The sequence below is a fragment of the Archangium gephyra genome, from assembly GCF_042230915.1.
Taxonomy (GTDB): Bacteria; Myxococcota; Myxococcia; order Myxococcales; family Myxococcaceae; genus Archangium; species Archangium gephyra_B.
Genome location: NZ_CP102578.1, coordinates 6,056,809 through 6,071,935, shown reverse-complemented (window position 1 = coordinate 6,071,935; position 15,127 = coordinate 6,056,809). Strand labels below are relative to the sequence as shown.

7 protein-coding genes are annotated in these 15,127 nt (G+C 68.6%); 3 read left to right on the top strand and 4 right to left on the bottom strand.

All coding sequences use genetic code 11. The features are described 5' to 3' along the window. Positions 1 to 13: 13 nt before the first annotated feature. Positions 14 to 2,305, bottom strand: a complete 2,292-nt coding sequence (locus NR798_RS23760; RefSeq protein WP_375764755.1) for a CHASE2 domain-containing protein — start codon at positions 2,303 to 2,305, stop codon at positions 14 to 16. A gap of 118 nt (positions 2,306 to 2,423) precedes the next feature. Between NR798_RS23760 and NR798_RS23755 the strand changes: the two genes are divergently transcribed. Then, a complete protein-coding gene (locus NR798_RS23755) occupies positions 2,424 to 3,092 on the top strand; it encodes a hypothetical protein (protein WP_375764754.1) in 669 nt (222 codons plus the stop codon). An 18-nt stretch (positions 3,093 to 3,110) separates the two neighbouring features. Here the strand turns inward: NR798_RS23755 and NR798_RS23750 are convergent, their stop codons facing one another. Continuing rightward, on the bottom strand, positions 3,111 to 3,998 hold the full coding sequence (locus tag NR798_RS23750) for a DMT family transporter (RefSeq protein ID WP_375764753.1): 888 nt from the start codon (positions 3,996 to 3,998) through the stop codon (positions 3,111 to 3,113). A gap of 56 nt (positions 3,999 to 4,054) precedes the next feature. Between NR798_RS23750 and NR798_RS23745 the strand changes: the two genes are divergently transcribed. Then, positions 4,055 to 10,792, top strand: coding sequence for an Ig-like domain-containing protein (locus tag NR798_RS23745; protein ID WP_375764752.1), 6,738 nt, complete (start codon positions 4,055 to 4,057; stop codon positions 10,790 to 10,792). Positions 10,793 to 10,947: 155 nt separating this feature from the next. On the opposite strand, the gene NR798_RS23740 is transcribed toward NR798_RS23745, so the two are convergent. Then, entirely contained in the window at positions 10,948 to 11,253 is a 306-nt protein-coding gene (locus NR798_RS23740) for a DUF6289 family protein (RefSeq protein WP_375764751.1), read from the bottom strand. Positions 11,254 to 11,550: 297 nt separating this feature from the next. Between NR798_RS23740 and NR798_RS23735 the strand changes: the two genes are divergently transcribed. Beyond that, the gene (locus NR798_RS23735; protein ID WP_375764750.1) at positions 11,551 to 12,819 is read left to right on the top strand and encodes an RCC1 domain-containing protein; all 1,269 of its coding nucleotides are present in this window, start codon (positions 11,551 to 11,553) and stop codon (positions 12,817 to 12,819) included. A gap of 64 nt (positions 12,820 to 12,883) precedes the next feature. On the opposite strand, the gene NR798_RS23730 is transcribed toward NR798_RS23735, so the two are convergent. Continuing rightward, on the bottom strand, positions 12,884 to 15,046 hold the full coding sequence (locus NR798_RS23730) for a M13 family metallopeptidase (protein WP_375764749.1): 2,163 nt from the start codon (positions 15,044 to 15,046) through the stop codon (positions 12,884 to 12,886). Positions 15,047 to 15,127 lie beyond the last annotated feature (81 nt).

Sequence of the window (15,127 nt, the reverse complement as noted above, 5' to 3'; positions counted from 1 at the left end):
CTTGTCTTCGCGCTCACTTCTCCAGGCTCACCACCCCGTCGAAGTGGGCGGGCGGGTGCTCCTGGTACTTCTGGCAGCGCGCGAGCAGCACGGCCGTGGGGCCGTCCTCTGGATCCTCGGACAGCTGCGCCTTCAACACCCCGGCCGCCTCGGCGAAGCGCTGCTCCCGGTAGAGCGCGAGCGCCTCGTGGTAGCGCTGGACCGTCCAACGCTTCTGAGCCGGAAGCGCGCCCTTGAGCGCCAGCAGCTCGTACACCGTCACCGCCTCCGCCTTGCCCGCCACCCTCACCCGGTCCAGCTCCCGCACCTCGATGTGGTCGCGCGCCAGCTCATAGGTGCGCGGGCCGATCATGATCAGCGAGCCATAGGACTTGTTGGCGCCCTCCAGCCGCGAGGCCAGGTTCATGCCGTCGCCCATGGCCGTGTAGTCGAAGAGCTGCTCGCTGCCGAAGTTGCCCACGAAGAGCCGGGCGCTGTTGAGGCCGATGCGCGTGTACACGTCCGGCATGCCCTTGGCGCGGAACTCCGCGCGCAGCTTGGCCACCTCCGCCTGTGCCGCCAGGGCGCCCCGGCAGGCGCGCACTGCGTGATCCGTGTGGTTGATGGGCGCCCCGAAGAGGCACACCACCGCGTCGCCGATGTACTTGTCCAGACAGCCGCCCTCGTTGAGCAGCGCCGAGCTCACCCGCGTCAGGTACTGGTTGAGCACGCGGACCAGCTCGCGGGGGTTGTGCTGGAAGCTCTCGGAGAAGGAGGAGAAGCCGCGGATGTCGCTGAAGAAGGCGGTGAGCTCGCGCTCCTCGCCATCCAGTTTGGGGAGCTGGTTCTCCTCGATCATCTGCTCGATGAGCCGGGGCTCCATGTAGCGGCTGAAGGCCTGGCGGATGAAGGCGGCCTCTCGGTTGGCGAAGAGGTGGTTGGAGGCCATGGCGCCCAGACAGGCCAGCAGGCCCGCCGCCGCGGGGAGCGCCGCGAGCACGTGCACCCTCCCCAGCGCCAGCGACGCCCCCATCACCCCGAAGGAGAGGGGGACGACGAGCAACAGCAGCCACGCCAGCTCCAGCGCGGGCGAGCGCACCGTCATCAGGAGCACCGCGGACAGCACCGCCAGCCCGAGCGCGAACAGCAGGCTCACCCAGAAGGGCGCCTCGGTGATGAAGCGGCCGGAGAGGAGGTTCTCCAGCGCCGCGAGCTGCTTGCTCAGCCCTGGCGCCGAGGACCCGAACGGCGTGACGCGGGTCTCCCCCAGCCCCAGCGCGGTGGGGCCGATGACCACGAGCCGGCCGCGGAACAGGTCTGGCTCGATCCCCAGTCCCCCCGTGGGCGGTTTGCCCTCCTGGCGCAGCGACCAGGCGTCCAGCAGCGCCACGACGGGGACGATCGGAAAGCGCTCGTGCAGCGGGCCGCCGAAGTCGAGCTCCGCGCTGCCATCCGGGTTCACCTTCAGCTCGCGCGAGCCCAGCCGCAGGGTGCGGCCGGAGAACACCAGCTCCCCTGCCCCGAAGAAGTCCGCCGCCGCCGCCACCGGAAGCGTGACATAGGCGTTGGCGCCATCCGTGTACGCGAAGCGGGTGCGCCGCAGGACTCCGTCCGGATCCGGCTCGGTCTCCACCAGTCCGAAGCCATCCGCCTCCGCGAGCAGCGGCGCGATGGGGGGAACGAGGTGGTTGGGCTGGCGTGCTCCCGGCAGGAGCTCGGACTCCAGCACTGGCAGCGCGCGTCCGTCCGTCTTCACCGGGAAGGCCAGCACCCGGGCCATGGCCATCATCACGTCCGCCCCCTCCCCGAAGTCCGGTGCGGGGGGCGGATGGACGGGCTCCACCTTCGGGAGGGGCGCGGCTCGCGGATGGGTGGCCACGCCCAGGTACACGGGCAGGCCCGTGTCCTTCAGCACCTGGGCGAAACCGGCGTCCGTGCTCTCGTCGGTGGAGGGCTCGTCCATCATCACCCCGTCGAACAGCACGGCCTTGGCACCTTGGTTCGCCAACTCCTCCACCACCCGGGTCCAGAGGCCGCGGTTCCACGGATAGGGGCCAAAGTCGCGCGCGTACGCGGGGTTGTCGCGCACACCGTCGAGGCTCGATTGATCAATGGCCACCACGACGATGTCCGCCGACTGGCCCTTGCTCCGGGTGAAGGTGGTGAGCGCGCGGTCGTAGAGGGCGCGCTCCAGGACCGGCAGCCCCAGCCCGCCAGCGAGCCAGCACCCCGCCGCCACGGCCGTGGACAGCACCGCGACGCCCAGCATCTTGGGCAGGTGGTGACGCAGGCGCAGCAGCAGGATCTTCCAGGTGTCACTCGCCATTCACGGCTCCCTCGCTCGCGCCGACTCTACGTCACGTCGCGGGGCCGAGGGGGGTTGTCGCCCGGCCGCTCAGTCGCCGGGCCAGGAGTGCCGCGGGGAGTGGTAGAGTCGCCTCCTCATGCCGATGCAAAAGAACCGGTGCGCCCATTGCAATGCGCCCCTGGCTGAGGGCACCAGCTTCTGTGAGTACTGCGACCTGAACCGGCAGGGGGCATCCCGCGCGGCGTCAGCGAAGCCCCCCCGCCGGTTCGCCGGCCGGTCCATCCTCAAGATGGGCCTGGGAGTCGTCGGCCTCACGTGCTGCGCTCCGACGGGCATCCTCGTGACCCTCTACGAGAAGGTGTACGCCATCCAGCTGGATGCACCGAAGTACAGCGCCCGTCCGCCCCCCCTCGCCCAACGGCCCACCGAGCCCATCGCGGCGATGAACGTGTTCCTGGACATGCGCGACGCCTCCGATCGCTCCCTTTCCCAGCGCAAGCAGGAGTGGCGGGAGAAGTACGAGGGGCGCTGGGTGTCCTGGAAGGGCACGGTGGAGGAGCTCCATCCCTACGACGCCTTCGCCAGCGAGCTGGTGCTCCGGCCCGAGCCGGGCCAGGAGTTCAAGGTGCAGGTGAACTTCGATCCCCTCCACAATGTCCGGCTGAATCAGCTCCAGACGGGACAGCAGGTCCACGTGAGCGGCAGGCTGTGGGGCTACTACTTCATGGGTGACACCGTGCGGCTGTCCGAGGGCGCGCTGGTGGAGCAGGACGTACCGGGCCAGGCCCAGGAGCACCCCCAGTAGACCAGGGGCCCTTGGAACTCAGGCCTCCACCGGCGCGGGCACGCGGCGCGCGGTGAGCGCGGCTCCCGCGGACGCGGCGCTCACGAAGACCAGCGCGAGCCACTGCGTCCAGCCGAGCTGCTCATGCAGGAACAGCAGGCCCGAGAGGGCCGCGACCGCGGGCTCCAGACTCATCAGGATGCCGAAGGTGCGGCTCGAGAGCACGCGCAGCGCCATCATCTCCAGCGTGTACGGCACCGCGCTGGAGAGGAGCGCGACGGCCAGGGAGGCCACGAACAGCGGAGGCGTCAGGCGGGACGCGAGGCCCTCGGCGAACGAGAAGGGCAGGACCGCCAGGGCTCCGAACAGCATTCCCGTCGCGACGCTCTGCCCTCCCGGGAACACCCGGGACACGCGTCCGCCGAGCACGATGTAGGCCGCCCAGCAAGCACCCGCGAAGAGCGCCAGCAGCACCCCCAGCGGATCGATCGCGCTGGCCCCACCGCGCCACGGGGCGATCAGCGCGATGCCGGCCGCCGCGAGCACCGCCCACAGGAAGTCCGAGGCGCGCCGCGACCCGAAGACCGCGAGCGCCAGGGGCCCCACGAACTCCAGCGTGACGGCCAGCCCGAGCGGGATGCGCTCGAGCGCCTTGTAGAAGCTCAGGTTCATCGTGCCGAGCACCACCCCATACGGGATGACGGCGGCCCATTGCGCGCGCGTGAGCCGGGCGAGCGGCGGACGGAATACCGCGAGCAGCAGGAGCGCGGACAACCCGATGCGCATACCCGCGGTGCCCGCGGAGCCGAGCACCGGGAACAGCTCCTTCGCGAAGGCGGCGCCGCCCTGCACGCTCACGACGGCGAGGAGCACCGCGGGGATGGGGGGAAGGGTCCGGGGGGGACGCGCCGAGGGTGCTTCACTCATGCGCGCCACCCTATACCTGCGCGATCCATCTTCACGCCCGTCGTGCAATTACGGTTATGCGCATTTTTTCACTCCTGCTGGCTGTGAGCCTCACGCTGCTGGCCTGTGACTCGGGCACTTCGTCTGGCACGGCCGACGCCGAGTCCCCGCGGTTCGTCCGCCCGGGCGGCAAGGCATTCGTCGCCGGCACCCGGTTGTTGAAGACCGAGAAGGCCTTCCCCGGGCGGTACATCGTCGTCCTCGAGGACGAGGCCTCGCTCCAGGCGCCGGCTCGAGGCGTGGCGTCCGTGTCGTCCGAGCTGGCCTCGCTCCACCGGGCGAAGGTGGGGCACGTGTACTCGCGCTCCCTGCCGGGGTTCGTCGCGACGATGACCGAGGCCGACGCACGGCGGCTGAGCCTGGATCCGCGCGTGCGCTACGTCGAGGAGGACGGCCTGATCAAGGCCGCCGGCACGCAGGCGTCCCCCCCGTGGAACCTGGATCGGATCGACCAGAGGGAGCTGCCGGCGGACCAGGGCTATTCCTACAGCCGGACGGGCAGTGGGGTGCATGTCTACGTGCTCGACACGGGCATCTGGACACCCCATACCGAGTTCGAGGGCCGCGCCCGCTTCGAATATGACGTCGCCAGCTACAGCTGGAACCAGGGCAACCCGGACTGCAATGGCCACGGCACCCATGTGGCGGGAATCATCGGAGGCAAGACCTATGGTGTCGCCAAGGGGGTGAAGCTGCACGCGGTGCGCGTGCTCGGCTGCGACGGCGCGGGTTACGTCTCCGACGCCATCCGGGGCATCGAGTGGGTGACGGCCAACCACGTGAAGCCGGCGGTGGCCAACATGAGCCTGACGGCCTGGGCCGATACGCAGTCCCTGGAGGACGCGATCACCCGCTCCATCAACGCGGGCATCCCCTACGTCGTCGCCTCGGGCGACACCGAGGGCGGCCCCTTCAACTTCGGCGCGGATGCGTGCTACCGCTCGCCCGCGAAGCTTCCGGCGGCGATCACCGTCAGCGCGACCGGCTCCACGGACAGCCGGTACTCGTACGCGAACTACGGCAGCTGTGTGGATCTCTTCGCGCCGGGCTCGCAGATCACCTCGGCCTGGCCGGGTGAAACGGGTCCCTATGGTTATTATGGCCGCACCCAGTTGGCCAGTGGCAGCTCCATGGCCGCCGCCCATGTGGCCGGCGCGGCCGCGCTCTACCTGGAAGGCAACCCCAGCGCCACGCCCGAGGAGGTCGCCAACAGGCTCTTCAGCCGCGCGACGCCGGACAAGGTCTCCGGCACCGAGGGCGCGCCGAACCGGCTGCTGTACACGCCCTGCCCTGTGCAGGAGGTGACCCAGCCACCGCAGGCCGCCCTCACCGCGCCCGCGGCCGGAGCGGCGCTGAGCGGCACGGTGACCCTCACCGCCACCGTCACGGACGACGTGGGCGTCGTGAAGGTCGAGTTCTACGCCGGCACGCACCTGCTCGGCACGGACACGTCGCCGCCCTACGAGGTGACCTGGGACACCACCACCGCCAGCAACGGCTCCCATCCCGTCACCGTCCGGGCGTACGACGACAGCTGCGGCTGGACCCCGAGCGCTCCCGTGGACGTGACGGTCCAGAACACGGGCAACGCCACTTTCGATGCGCAGTGGCAGGTGCCCGCGTGCACGGCCGTGGGCAACCGGTGTGACTCGGTGTGGCTGCTCGAGGGGCGGGGACCGCTCGGCCCCGAGCTTCATGCCCCGAACACCCTGGGAGGCAGCTGCGCGGATGGAACGGACCGGCCGGACCTCCCCGCTCCCGCGCTGCAACGGCTGGCCATCGTCCGGGCCGATGGCACCGCACTCGCCGAGGGCAAGCAGGTGACGATCCAGGCGACGGTCCGCGCCAGCCATGGATCGGAACAACTGGATCTCTACTCCGCGGCCAACGCGAGCAACCCGGTCTGGACGTACCTCACGACCCTCTATCCCGGCGGCTCTCGCGACCGGGTCCTCTCGACCACCTTCCTCCTGCCCCAGGGCGGCGTGCAGGCCATCCGCGGGGTGTACCGCACCCAGGGGAGCGCCCAGGCGTGCAACACGGGGACGCTCTCCGACCACGATGATCTGGTCTTCGCGGTGGGCCAGGAGACGGACAACGTTCCTCCCACGGTGGCGATCACCTCGCCCGCCGCGGGCGCCTTGGTGGAAGGCACCGTCACCGTTGGGGTGGCGGCGGACGACAACTTCGGAGTGGCGCGTGTCGAGCTGTACGACGGCACGGCCCTCGTCGGCAGTGCCACCCGGCCTCCCTTCTCCGTGCAGTGGACCACGAAGGGAAAGCCCAATGGCGCGCACCAGCTCACGGCGCGGGCCTACGATGCCGCGGGCCTCGACACCACGTCGGCGCCTGTCGACGTCATCGTCAACAACGATCTCGTCCCGCCGCAGGTGACCCTCCTCACGCCCTTGCAGGGCGAGGTCGTGAACGGGTCTGTGCACATGAGCGCCAGCGCCACTGATGACCGGGGCGGGAGCGTGCGTGTCGAGTACCACCGTTCGAGCACGCCCTCCTCCTACAGCCTCATGGGCAGCAGCTCGACGCCGCCCTACGACGCTCACTGGAACACCCGCGGGAATTACGCCAACGGCACCATGCCGATCTACGTGAAGGCCTATGACGCGGCGGGCAACTCCACCCTGTCGGGGCCGGTGAACGTGGTGGTGGACAACGACTACACGCCTCCGACGGTGGCCCTCACCTCGCCGGCCGCCGGAGCGACCGTGAGCGGCCAGGTCTCCGTCGAAGCCTCCGCGAACGATGATCGGCAAGTGGGAAGCGTGAGCTTCTATGTCGATGGAAGGTGGATCGGCAACAGCACCTCGGCTCCCTACGTCGTAATGTGGGACTCGACGGTCGAGACCAATGGCAGCCACACGTTGACGGCCCAGGCCAGCGATACCCATGGCAACTCGACGACGAGCGCCGCCGTCACCCTCACCCTGAACAACCAGGGCGGTGCGGCGTACGATGCGGCCCTGAAGGCCCCGGCCTGTACCCTGACGTCCGACTACTGCGACTCGGGCAGGCTGCTGAATGGAATGGGCTCCTACGAGACGAACAATCCCAACACCCTGGATGGGTGTACCGACGGCACTGCGTACAACTACCACTCCTCCACGGTGTCCATTGATCGGATCCGCGTGTCGCGGCCGGACGGGACGAAGCTGGCCGCTGGAAAGCGGGTCCGCATCGACGCCGACGTCTGGTCCTACAGCCCGACCCAGGAGTCCCTAGACCTGTACTACACGAGTGACGCGGCCCATCCGTCATGGACGTTCGTGGCCACGCTCAAGCCGAGCGGGTATGGCTCTCAAACGCTCTCCGCGGAGTACCGGTTGCCTTCTGGAAGCGTGCAAGCCGTGCGCGCGAACTATCGCACGACCTCGACCGCCTCCGAGTGCAGCTCCGGCAGCGGGAATGACCACGATGACCTGGTCTTCACGCTCGCCGACGAGCCGGACACCACGCCGCCCTCCGCGCAGCTCACCTCTCCGGCCGCGGGTGCGGTGCTGACGGGGATGGCCACGGCGACGGCCATCGCGAGCGATGACTACGACGTGGCGCGCGTGGAGTTCTACGAGGGGACGACCCTGCTCGGGACGGATGACACGCCGCCCTACAGCGTGAGCTTCAACAGCTGGAACACCCCCAATGGCAGCCGCTCGCTGACGGCCGTGGCCCGGGATGCCGCCGGGAACGCGGGCCCCTCGAGCCCCGTGGTGGTGACGGTGAACAACGATCACGCTTCGCTGCTCGCCACCCTCACCAGCCCCACGGAAGGGGCGACCGTGGCGGGAACGGTGACGCTCTCCGCCACGGCCGGCAACCCGAGCAAGGTGATGCGGGTCGAGTTCTACGCGGGCACCCGCCTGCTCGGCACGGATTACTCGTCTCCCTACAGCGCGAGCTGGAACACCGTCGCCGAGCCGACCGGTCCGTACGCCCTGACCACCCGCGCGTACGACGCATCGGGCAACGTGGAGGTCTCGCCGCCAGTGAACGTGACCGTCGTGCGCGATACCTCCGCGCCCACGGTGGCGATCACCTCTCCCTCGGCGGGCACCACGGTGCGTGGGAACGTGACGGTCCAGGCCAGCGCCACCGATGACTCGCAGGTCTCCCGTGTCGAGCTCTACGTGGATGGCTCCTTGATCGGAACCAGCACCTCCTCGCCCTACGCGATCTCGTGGAATCCGAGCTCCGTGGCGAATGGAGATCACACGCTCACGGCCAAGGCCCATGATGTCTACGGCAACGTGGGGACCTCGCCTGGAGTGACCGTGACGGTGTCCAAGGATGTCACCCCGCCCACCGCTTCCGTGACCACCCCCGCGGAGGGCGTCACCGTCACGGGGACCGTCATCCTGTCGGCGAGTGCCTCCGACGACTACCTCATGTCGAGGGTGGAATACTTCCTCGATGGAAGCCTCCTGGGGTCGACTCCCAACGGTCCGTCGTATGGCTATGTCTGGAACAGCCGGACCGTGACGAATGGCTCGCACACTTTCGTCGCCAAGGCCTACGACTCCGCCGGGAACGTGGGGGTCTCGGCCACGCGCTCCTTCATCGTGGACAATGACTTCACGCCTCCGGCGGTGGCCCTCACGTCACCGGCGCAGGGCGCGACCCTGGCGGGGATGGTCTCCCTCCAGGCGAGCGCGAGCGACGATCGCTCCATGAGCATGGTCGCCTTCTACGTCGATGGCTCCTACGTCGCGAGTGTCTCCTCACCGCCCTACGTCGCGACCTGGGACAGCCACCTGGTGCGCAACGGCAGCCATACCCTCACCGCGATGGCCCATGACTCGGCGGGCAACTCCACCACGAGCGCCGCGATCACGGTGAGCGTGGCCCAGCCTGGCACCGCCGTGTACGACGGCACGCGGAAGGTCCCCGTATGCGCCCAGGCCTCCACTGTCTGTGATTCCGAGTCGCTCGTGCAGGGCCGCGGCGGCTATTCCTATGCGCCCGAGCTCCACGCGCCGAACACGCTCGATGGCTGTGCCGATGGAACGGGGAGCTCGTATTCCCAGGACGAGCAGATTCACTGGCTCCGGGTCTCCGGCGTGAACGGAGTTCCCCTGGCGGAAGGCCAGCGCGTCCGGATCGACGTCGGGGTCGAGGTCGTCAGCACCTCCTCCGACGCGCTCGACCTCTATTACGCGAGCGATGCCTCCGCCCCCGTATGGACGTACCTGACCACGCTCCGGGCGAGCGCGCGTGATCTGCAGGTCCTCTCGGCGCAGTACGTCCTGCCCATGGGAAGTCTGCAGGCGGTGCGAGCCAGCTTCCGGTATGGCGGGAGCGGCCCCTCGGCGTGCAGCACCGGAGCCAACGACGATCATGACGACTTGGTGTTCGCGGTGGGCCCGCCGCTGCCGGACGTGACGCCCCCGACGGTGGTGCTCACCGCTCCGGCCAGCAATGCCACGCTGCGCGGCACGGTGACGGTGACGGCCACGGCGGATGACGACATCGGCGTGACGAAGGTCGAGTTCTACGATGGCGCGACGCTGTTGGGGACGGACACCTCGGCCCCCTACAGCGTGAGCTGGAATACGGTGGGCACGGCGGACGGCGCTCACACGCTCACGGCGAAGGCCTACGATGGCGTGGGCCTCACGGGGACCTCCGCGGGGGTGCCGGTGCTCGTCGACAACACCGCTCCGGCCGTTTCCATCACCTCGCCCACGGCCACCTACGTCCAGGGCACCGTCCAGGTGACGGCCACCGCCAGCGACAACCAGGCCATCGCGAAGGTCGCGTTCTACGATGGCGCGACGCTGTTGGGGACGGACACGTCCGCGCCCTACAGCGTGAGCTGGAATACCTGGGGGGCGGTTGGAGGCACTCACACGCTCACGGCGAAGGCCTACGATGTGGGGGGCATGACGGGGACCTCCGTGGGGGTCACGGTGATCGTCGACAACACCGCTCCGCAGGTGACGCTCACCGCTCCCACGAGCGCCTTCTACGTTCGTGGGACCCTCCAGGTGTCGGCCAGCGCCACCGACAACCAGACCCTCGCGAAGGTCGAGTTCTATGACGGGCAGACGCTGATCGGCACCGCGACCAGCGCGCCGTACTCCGTGAGCTGGAACACCGTGGGCGCGGCGGAGGAGATCCACACGCTCACGGCGAAGGCCTACGATGGCGGTGGCCTCACGGCGACCTCCACGGAGCTCTCGGTGCTCGTGGACAACATCGCTCCGCAAGTGTCCATCAGCGCGCCCACGGCCGCGTCCGTCCAGGGAACCGTAATGGTGAGGGCCAACGCCACCGACAACCGGTACGTCGCGAAGGTGGAGTTCTATGACGGGCTGACGCTGCTGGGGACGGATACCTCGACCGCTCAAGAGCTGAACTGGGACACCACGGGAGTGCCCGATGGCAGCCACACGCTCACCGTCAAGGCCTACGACGCCGCCGGGAACGTCCAGAGTGCGTCCCGCACCGTCATCGTGGACAACACCGGCCCGGCAGTGGCCATCACCTCTCCGGCGAATGGGACGACGCTGTCGGCACTGTCCATCAGCAAGACCATTCAGGCCACCGCGAGCGACGCCAGAGGCGTGACCCAGGTGGTGTTCTACGATGGGAGCACCGTCATTGGCACGGACACCACGGCGCCCTACAGCGTGAGCTGGAGCATCCTGATGGCGACCAAGGGCGTGCACACGCTGACGGCCAGGGCCACCGACGGGGCGGGGAACGTCACCACCTCCGCGGCGGTCTCCGTCACGATTCAATAGCCGCTAACAGGCGTCCACCTTCGATAGGATGGGCGGCACATGCTGATGCTAATGAGCACGCTCAGCCTGAACGCTGCGGTTGCTCGACGCGAGCAACCGGCGAGGCGCCCTCAAGGAACGCGGGAGCCCCACATGCGGTTCCAGCTAGAAGTCTGTCACCTGGGCTCAGGCCCACTCCCAACACAGGGGGCAGTGAGTTCGATGGGGTACGCCGTCATCCGGCCCCAATAGGTGAAGTAGCCGAAGCAATCACAGGATCGGTAACCGACGAGCGTCGTGAACGTCGCGTCGCTGTAGAACTCGGTCGCGAAGTTATCGTTAGCACCACACACGTATTGCGCTTCAACCTCGCGCGAGGTGCGGTCCTCTCCCACGAAGTCATCTCCCTGGACGCCACCGCAGCCAGCCAGCATCAACCCCGTCACGAGCAACGCACCGCTGATGAATCTTCCAGTCTGCATTCGTGTCTCCCAGGACAACCCACGGATTGATTCCAGGGTTGTAGGGTTATAACTAGTAGCCCGGACTGACCGTTGATGGAAGGAATTACTCACGGGTGCTGCAGGCCGGGGAGCGAGAGGGGGAACATGAACCGCCGGTGAAGCTGGGAGCGCTGTTCGTCTGGCTGCTCCCCCCATGAAGTTTTTTTCGCGCCGGCCTGTGAGTTGGTTCACAGCATCGAATGACGAGCCATTGCATGAAGCGCCCGCCGGAATTCCGCAAGTGCGAGGGAGACCGTCCCTCGCTGGAAAGGCTTCATGTTCAAGGACAGTGTTTCGATGAAGGTGTGGGGAGCCCTGAGCGCGCTCTCGCTGTTGGCGGGCTGCGGTGCCATCGCGGATGACGAGCGCGCACCGGCCCAGGTGCGTCAGGCCGTGACGAGCGCGGCCAATCCCATCGCCGCCGGGCGCTACCACGTCCTGGTGGTGCGCAACGGCTCCATCTGGGGCTGGGGCTACGACGGCTACGGCCAGCTCGGCGACGGCACGACGGGGGACGCGAATTACAACCGCGCCTCGCCCATTCAGCTCCAGGTGTTGGATGCCCAGGGCGCGCCGGTCACCTTCAAGAGTGTCGCGGCGGCTGAGACGCACTCGCTGGCCCTCGACACCAACGGGAAGGTCTGGGCCTTCGGCTACAACAACGTGGGTCAACTCGGCCTGGGGACCTACCAGCAGAGCCTCGTGCCGGTGCAGGTTCCGAACCTGAGCAACGTGGTGGCCATCTCGGCGCACACGGGCAGTGCCTTCTCCATGGCGCTGGACTCCGACGGCCAGGTGTGGACCTGGGGCTACAACAACGCGGGTCAGCTCGGGGATGGGACGATCGATCGGTATGACCGGAAGCTGAGCCCCGTGAAGGTGAAGGTGCAGACGACGGACGGCTCGGTGTCCTATCTCAATGACGTGGTGTCCATTTCGGCGGGGCTGGACCACTGTCTGGCGATCCGCTCGGATGGCACCGTGTGGGGCTGGGGCTCCAACGCGGGTGGCAAGCTCTTCACCCCCACGTCGGTCACGGCGCTCTACAAGGCGGCGCAGCTCCCCCTGCCCACGGGCACGACCGCCGTGGAAGTCGTGGCGGGCTACACCCACAGCCTGATCCTGCTCTCGGATGGCACCGTGTGGGCCGGCGGGTTCAATACCTGGGGATACCTTGGCTCTCCCACGAACCCGGGCCGGGTGAACCTCGCCAACGGCGTGACCCTCAGCGGAGTATCGAGGCTCGAGGTCGGCAAGACGCACAGCGCCGCCATCACGTCCACGGGGGTGTATGCCTGGGGCGATAATCAATTTGGCCAGTTCGGGACTGGTGGCAAGGTGAGTGCCTCCCACGCGGTGCCGACGTACTTCCCGGGCGGCTACCCCGCGTTGGGCGAGGAGTTCTCCGCCGTCCTGGATGGCAACGGAGATGTCTGGACCTCGGGCAGCAACGTCCACGGCCGGCTCGGACGCCTCATCCCGGGTGTCGCGGCGGCGGATCAGCTGATGAGCACGGACCCCACCCCGCGCAAGGTGACCTTCTGAGCGTCCCCGCTGTCACGTGACGGGCCAGGGAGACAGGCGTTGAACCTGTCTCCCCTGCCCTGCTCTACCAGATGCGCACGCGCTGCTCGGGCGTGAGGTAGAGCGTCTGCCCGGGCTTCGCCTCGAAGGCCTGGTACCAGGCATCGATGTTGCGCACGGTCGACGCGCGGAACTCGCCCGGCGAGTGCCCGTCCGTCAGCAGGATGCGGCGCAGGGTCGGCTCGCGATACTTGTTGCGCCAGATCTGCCCGAAGCCGAGGAAGAAGCGCTGCTTGCCGGAGAAGCCCTCGAGCACCGGCGCCGGCTTACCGCCCAGCGACAGCCGGTAGCCATCCAGGGCGATCGCCACACCGGCGATATCGGCGATGTTCTCACCCAGGGTCAGCTCGCCATTGATCGCGAGGTCCGGCAGCGGGCGGTAGGCGTTGTACTGCGCGACGAGCGCCTGGCCCGCGGCCTTGAACTTCTCCGCGTCCTCCTTCGTCCACCAGTTGGCCAGCTTGCCGCGCGCGTCGAACTGGGCCCCCACGTCGTCGAAGCTGTGAACGATCTCGTGCCCGATGACGGAGCCGATGCCGCCGTAGTTCACCGCCGGATCGGCGCTCGCGTCGAAGAAGGGCGGCTGCAGGATGGCCGCCGGGAAGATGATGGAGTTCTGCTGCGGCGAGTTCAGCGCGTTCACCAGCTGCGGCGGCATGAACCACTCGGAGCGGTCCACCGGCTTGCCCAGCTTGGCCAGGTTGCGCTGGTACTCGAAGCGCGAGGCGCGCTGGGCGTTGCCGTAGGCGTCCCCGCGCACGATCTCCAGCCCCGAGTAGTCCCGCCACTTCTCCGGGTGGCCGATGCCCACCTGGAGGGTGCCCAGCTTCTCCTTCGCACGCGCCTTCGTCTCCGGCGACATCCACGCCAGCGCGTCGATGCGCTGTCCGAGCGCCGTGACGATGTTGCGCACCATCTTGTCGGCCTCGGCCTTGGCCTCCGGCGGGAAGTACTTCTCCACGTAGAGCTTGCCGATGGCCTCCCCCATCGCCTCGCCGGTGACGTCCACGCCGCGCTTCCAGCGCTCGCGCAGCTGCTGCGCGCCGGAGAGCACGCGGCCGTTGAAGGCGAAGCTCTCGTCCACGAAGGCCTTGGGCAGGAAGGGCGCGCCGCGCGCGATGGCGTGGAAGGCCAGGTAGTCCTTCCAGGTCTGCACCGGCTCGCTGCCCACGAGCTTCGCGATTCCCGTCAGCGCGCTCGGCTGCCAGATGATGAACTCGCGCTGCTGCCCGAGGCCCGCGGCCCCGAGGTAGGCCTCCCAGTCGAGGCCGGGCGCGCGATTGGAGAGCTCGCTCCGGGGCCAGGGGTTGTTGACCTTGGCCACGTCCTGCGTGTCCACCTGGGTCCAGTGCACCCGCGCGATGTTGCGCTCGAGCTCGAAGATGCGCCTGGCCTTGGCCTCCGCGTCGGGGATGCCCGCGAGGCCCAGCATGGCGGCGATGTGCTGCTGGTACTTCTGACGCACCTCGTTGAAGCGGGCGTTGTCCACGAGGTAGTAGTCGCGATCCGGCAGGCCCAGGCCGCCCTGCAGCAGATAGGCGGCGTAGCGCGACGGCTCGTTGAGGTCCTCGGTCACCCAGAGGCCGAAGAGCCGGTCCGAGGTGACATCACCCGTGTTGAGCGCGTCGACGTCGGCGCGCAGCGTCTCCCCGAGCGCCGCGGCCAGCTCCTTCCGGGTATTGATGGCGGCGATGCGGTCGAGCTCGGGCTTCAGCGGCGCCAGCCCCTTGGCCTCGATACCCGCTTCATCCATGTAGCTGGCGAAGAGATCACCCAGCTTGCGGACCTCGCTGCCCTCGGGCGCGTTGGCGCCGGTGGCCTCCTCGATCAACGAGCGGGTGCGGCGGCTCGCCTCTTCCGCCAGCCGCGTGAACATGCCGTAGCTGGACCGGTCCGCCGGAATCTCCGTCTTCTCGAGCCACGTGCCGTTGACGTAGCGGTAGAAGCTGTCACCGGGGGCCACGGCCGGGCTCATTCCGGCGGTGTCGACGCCGAAGGTGCCATAGGTGGGTTTGGCGGAAGGTGCCTGGGCGGCGGCGGGTGGCGCCGCGGGGGCGGGCTTCACCTGCTCGGGCGCGGCCGGCTTGTCCATGGGCGCGGAGGTGGCGCACGCGGCGAGCAACGCGGAGGCACTGGCCGTGAGCACCACGCGCGCGGCACCTGGGATACGTCGGTTCTGGGATGTCATAGGAGCCCCTGAAAAAAGTCCGCGCCCCAACAGCGCGGCCCGCCACTTAATCCCGAGCCCGTGCGAAATTCAGGGGGAAGG

Bases quoted from the DNA above. Each gene is read 5' to 3' on its own strand.
- NR798_RS23755 (WP_375764754.1), top strand. From the start codon at position 2,424: ATGCCGATGCAAAAGAACCGGTGCGCCCATTGCAATGCGCCCCTGGCT.
- NR798_RS23740 (WP_375764751.1), bottom strand. From the start codon at position 11,253: ATGCAGACTGGAAGATTCATCAGCGGTGCGTTGCTCGTGACGGGGTTG.
- NR798_RS23760 (WP_375764755.1), bottom strand. From the start codon at position 2,305: ATGGCGAGTGACACCTGGAAGATCCTGCTGCTGCGCCTGCGTCACCAC.
- NR798_RS23730 (WP_375764749.1), bottom strand. From the start codon at position 15,046: ATGACATCCCAGAACCGACGTATCCCAGGTGCCGCGCGCGTGGTGCTC.
- NR798_RS23750 (WP_375764753.1), bottom strand. From the start codon at position 3,998: ATGAGTGAAGCACCCTCGGCGCGTCCCCCCCGGACCCTTCCCCCCATC.
- NR798_RS23735 (WP_375764750.1), top strand. From the start codon at position 11,551: ATGTTCAAGGACAGTGTTTCGATGAAGGTGTGGGGAGCCCTGAGCGCG.
- NR798_RS23745 (WP_375764752.1), top strand. From the start codon at position 4,055: ATGCGCATTTTTTCACTCCTGCTGGCTGTGAGCCTCACGCTGCTGGCC.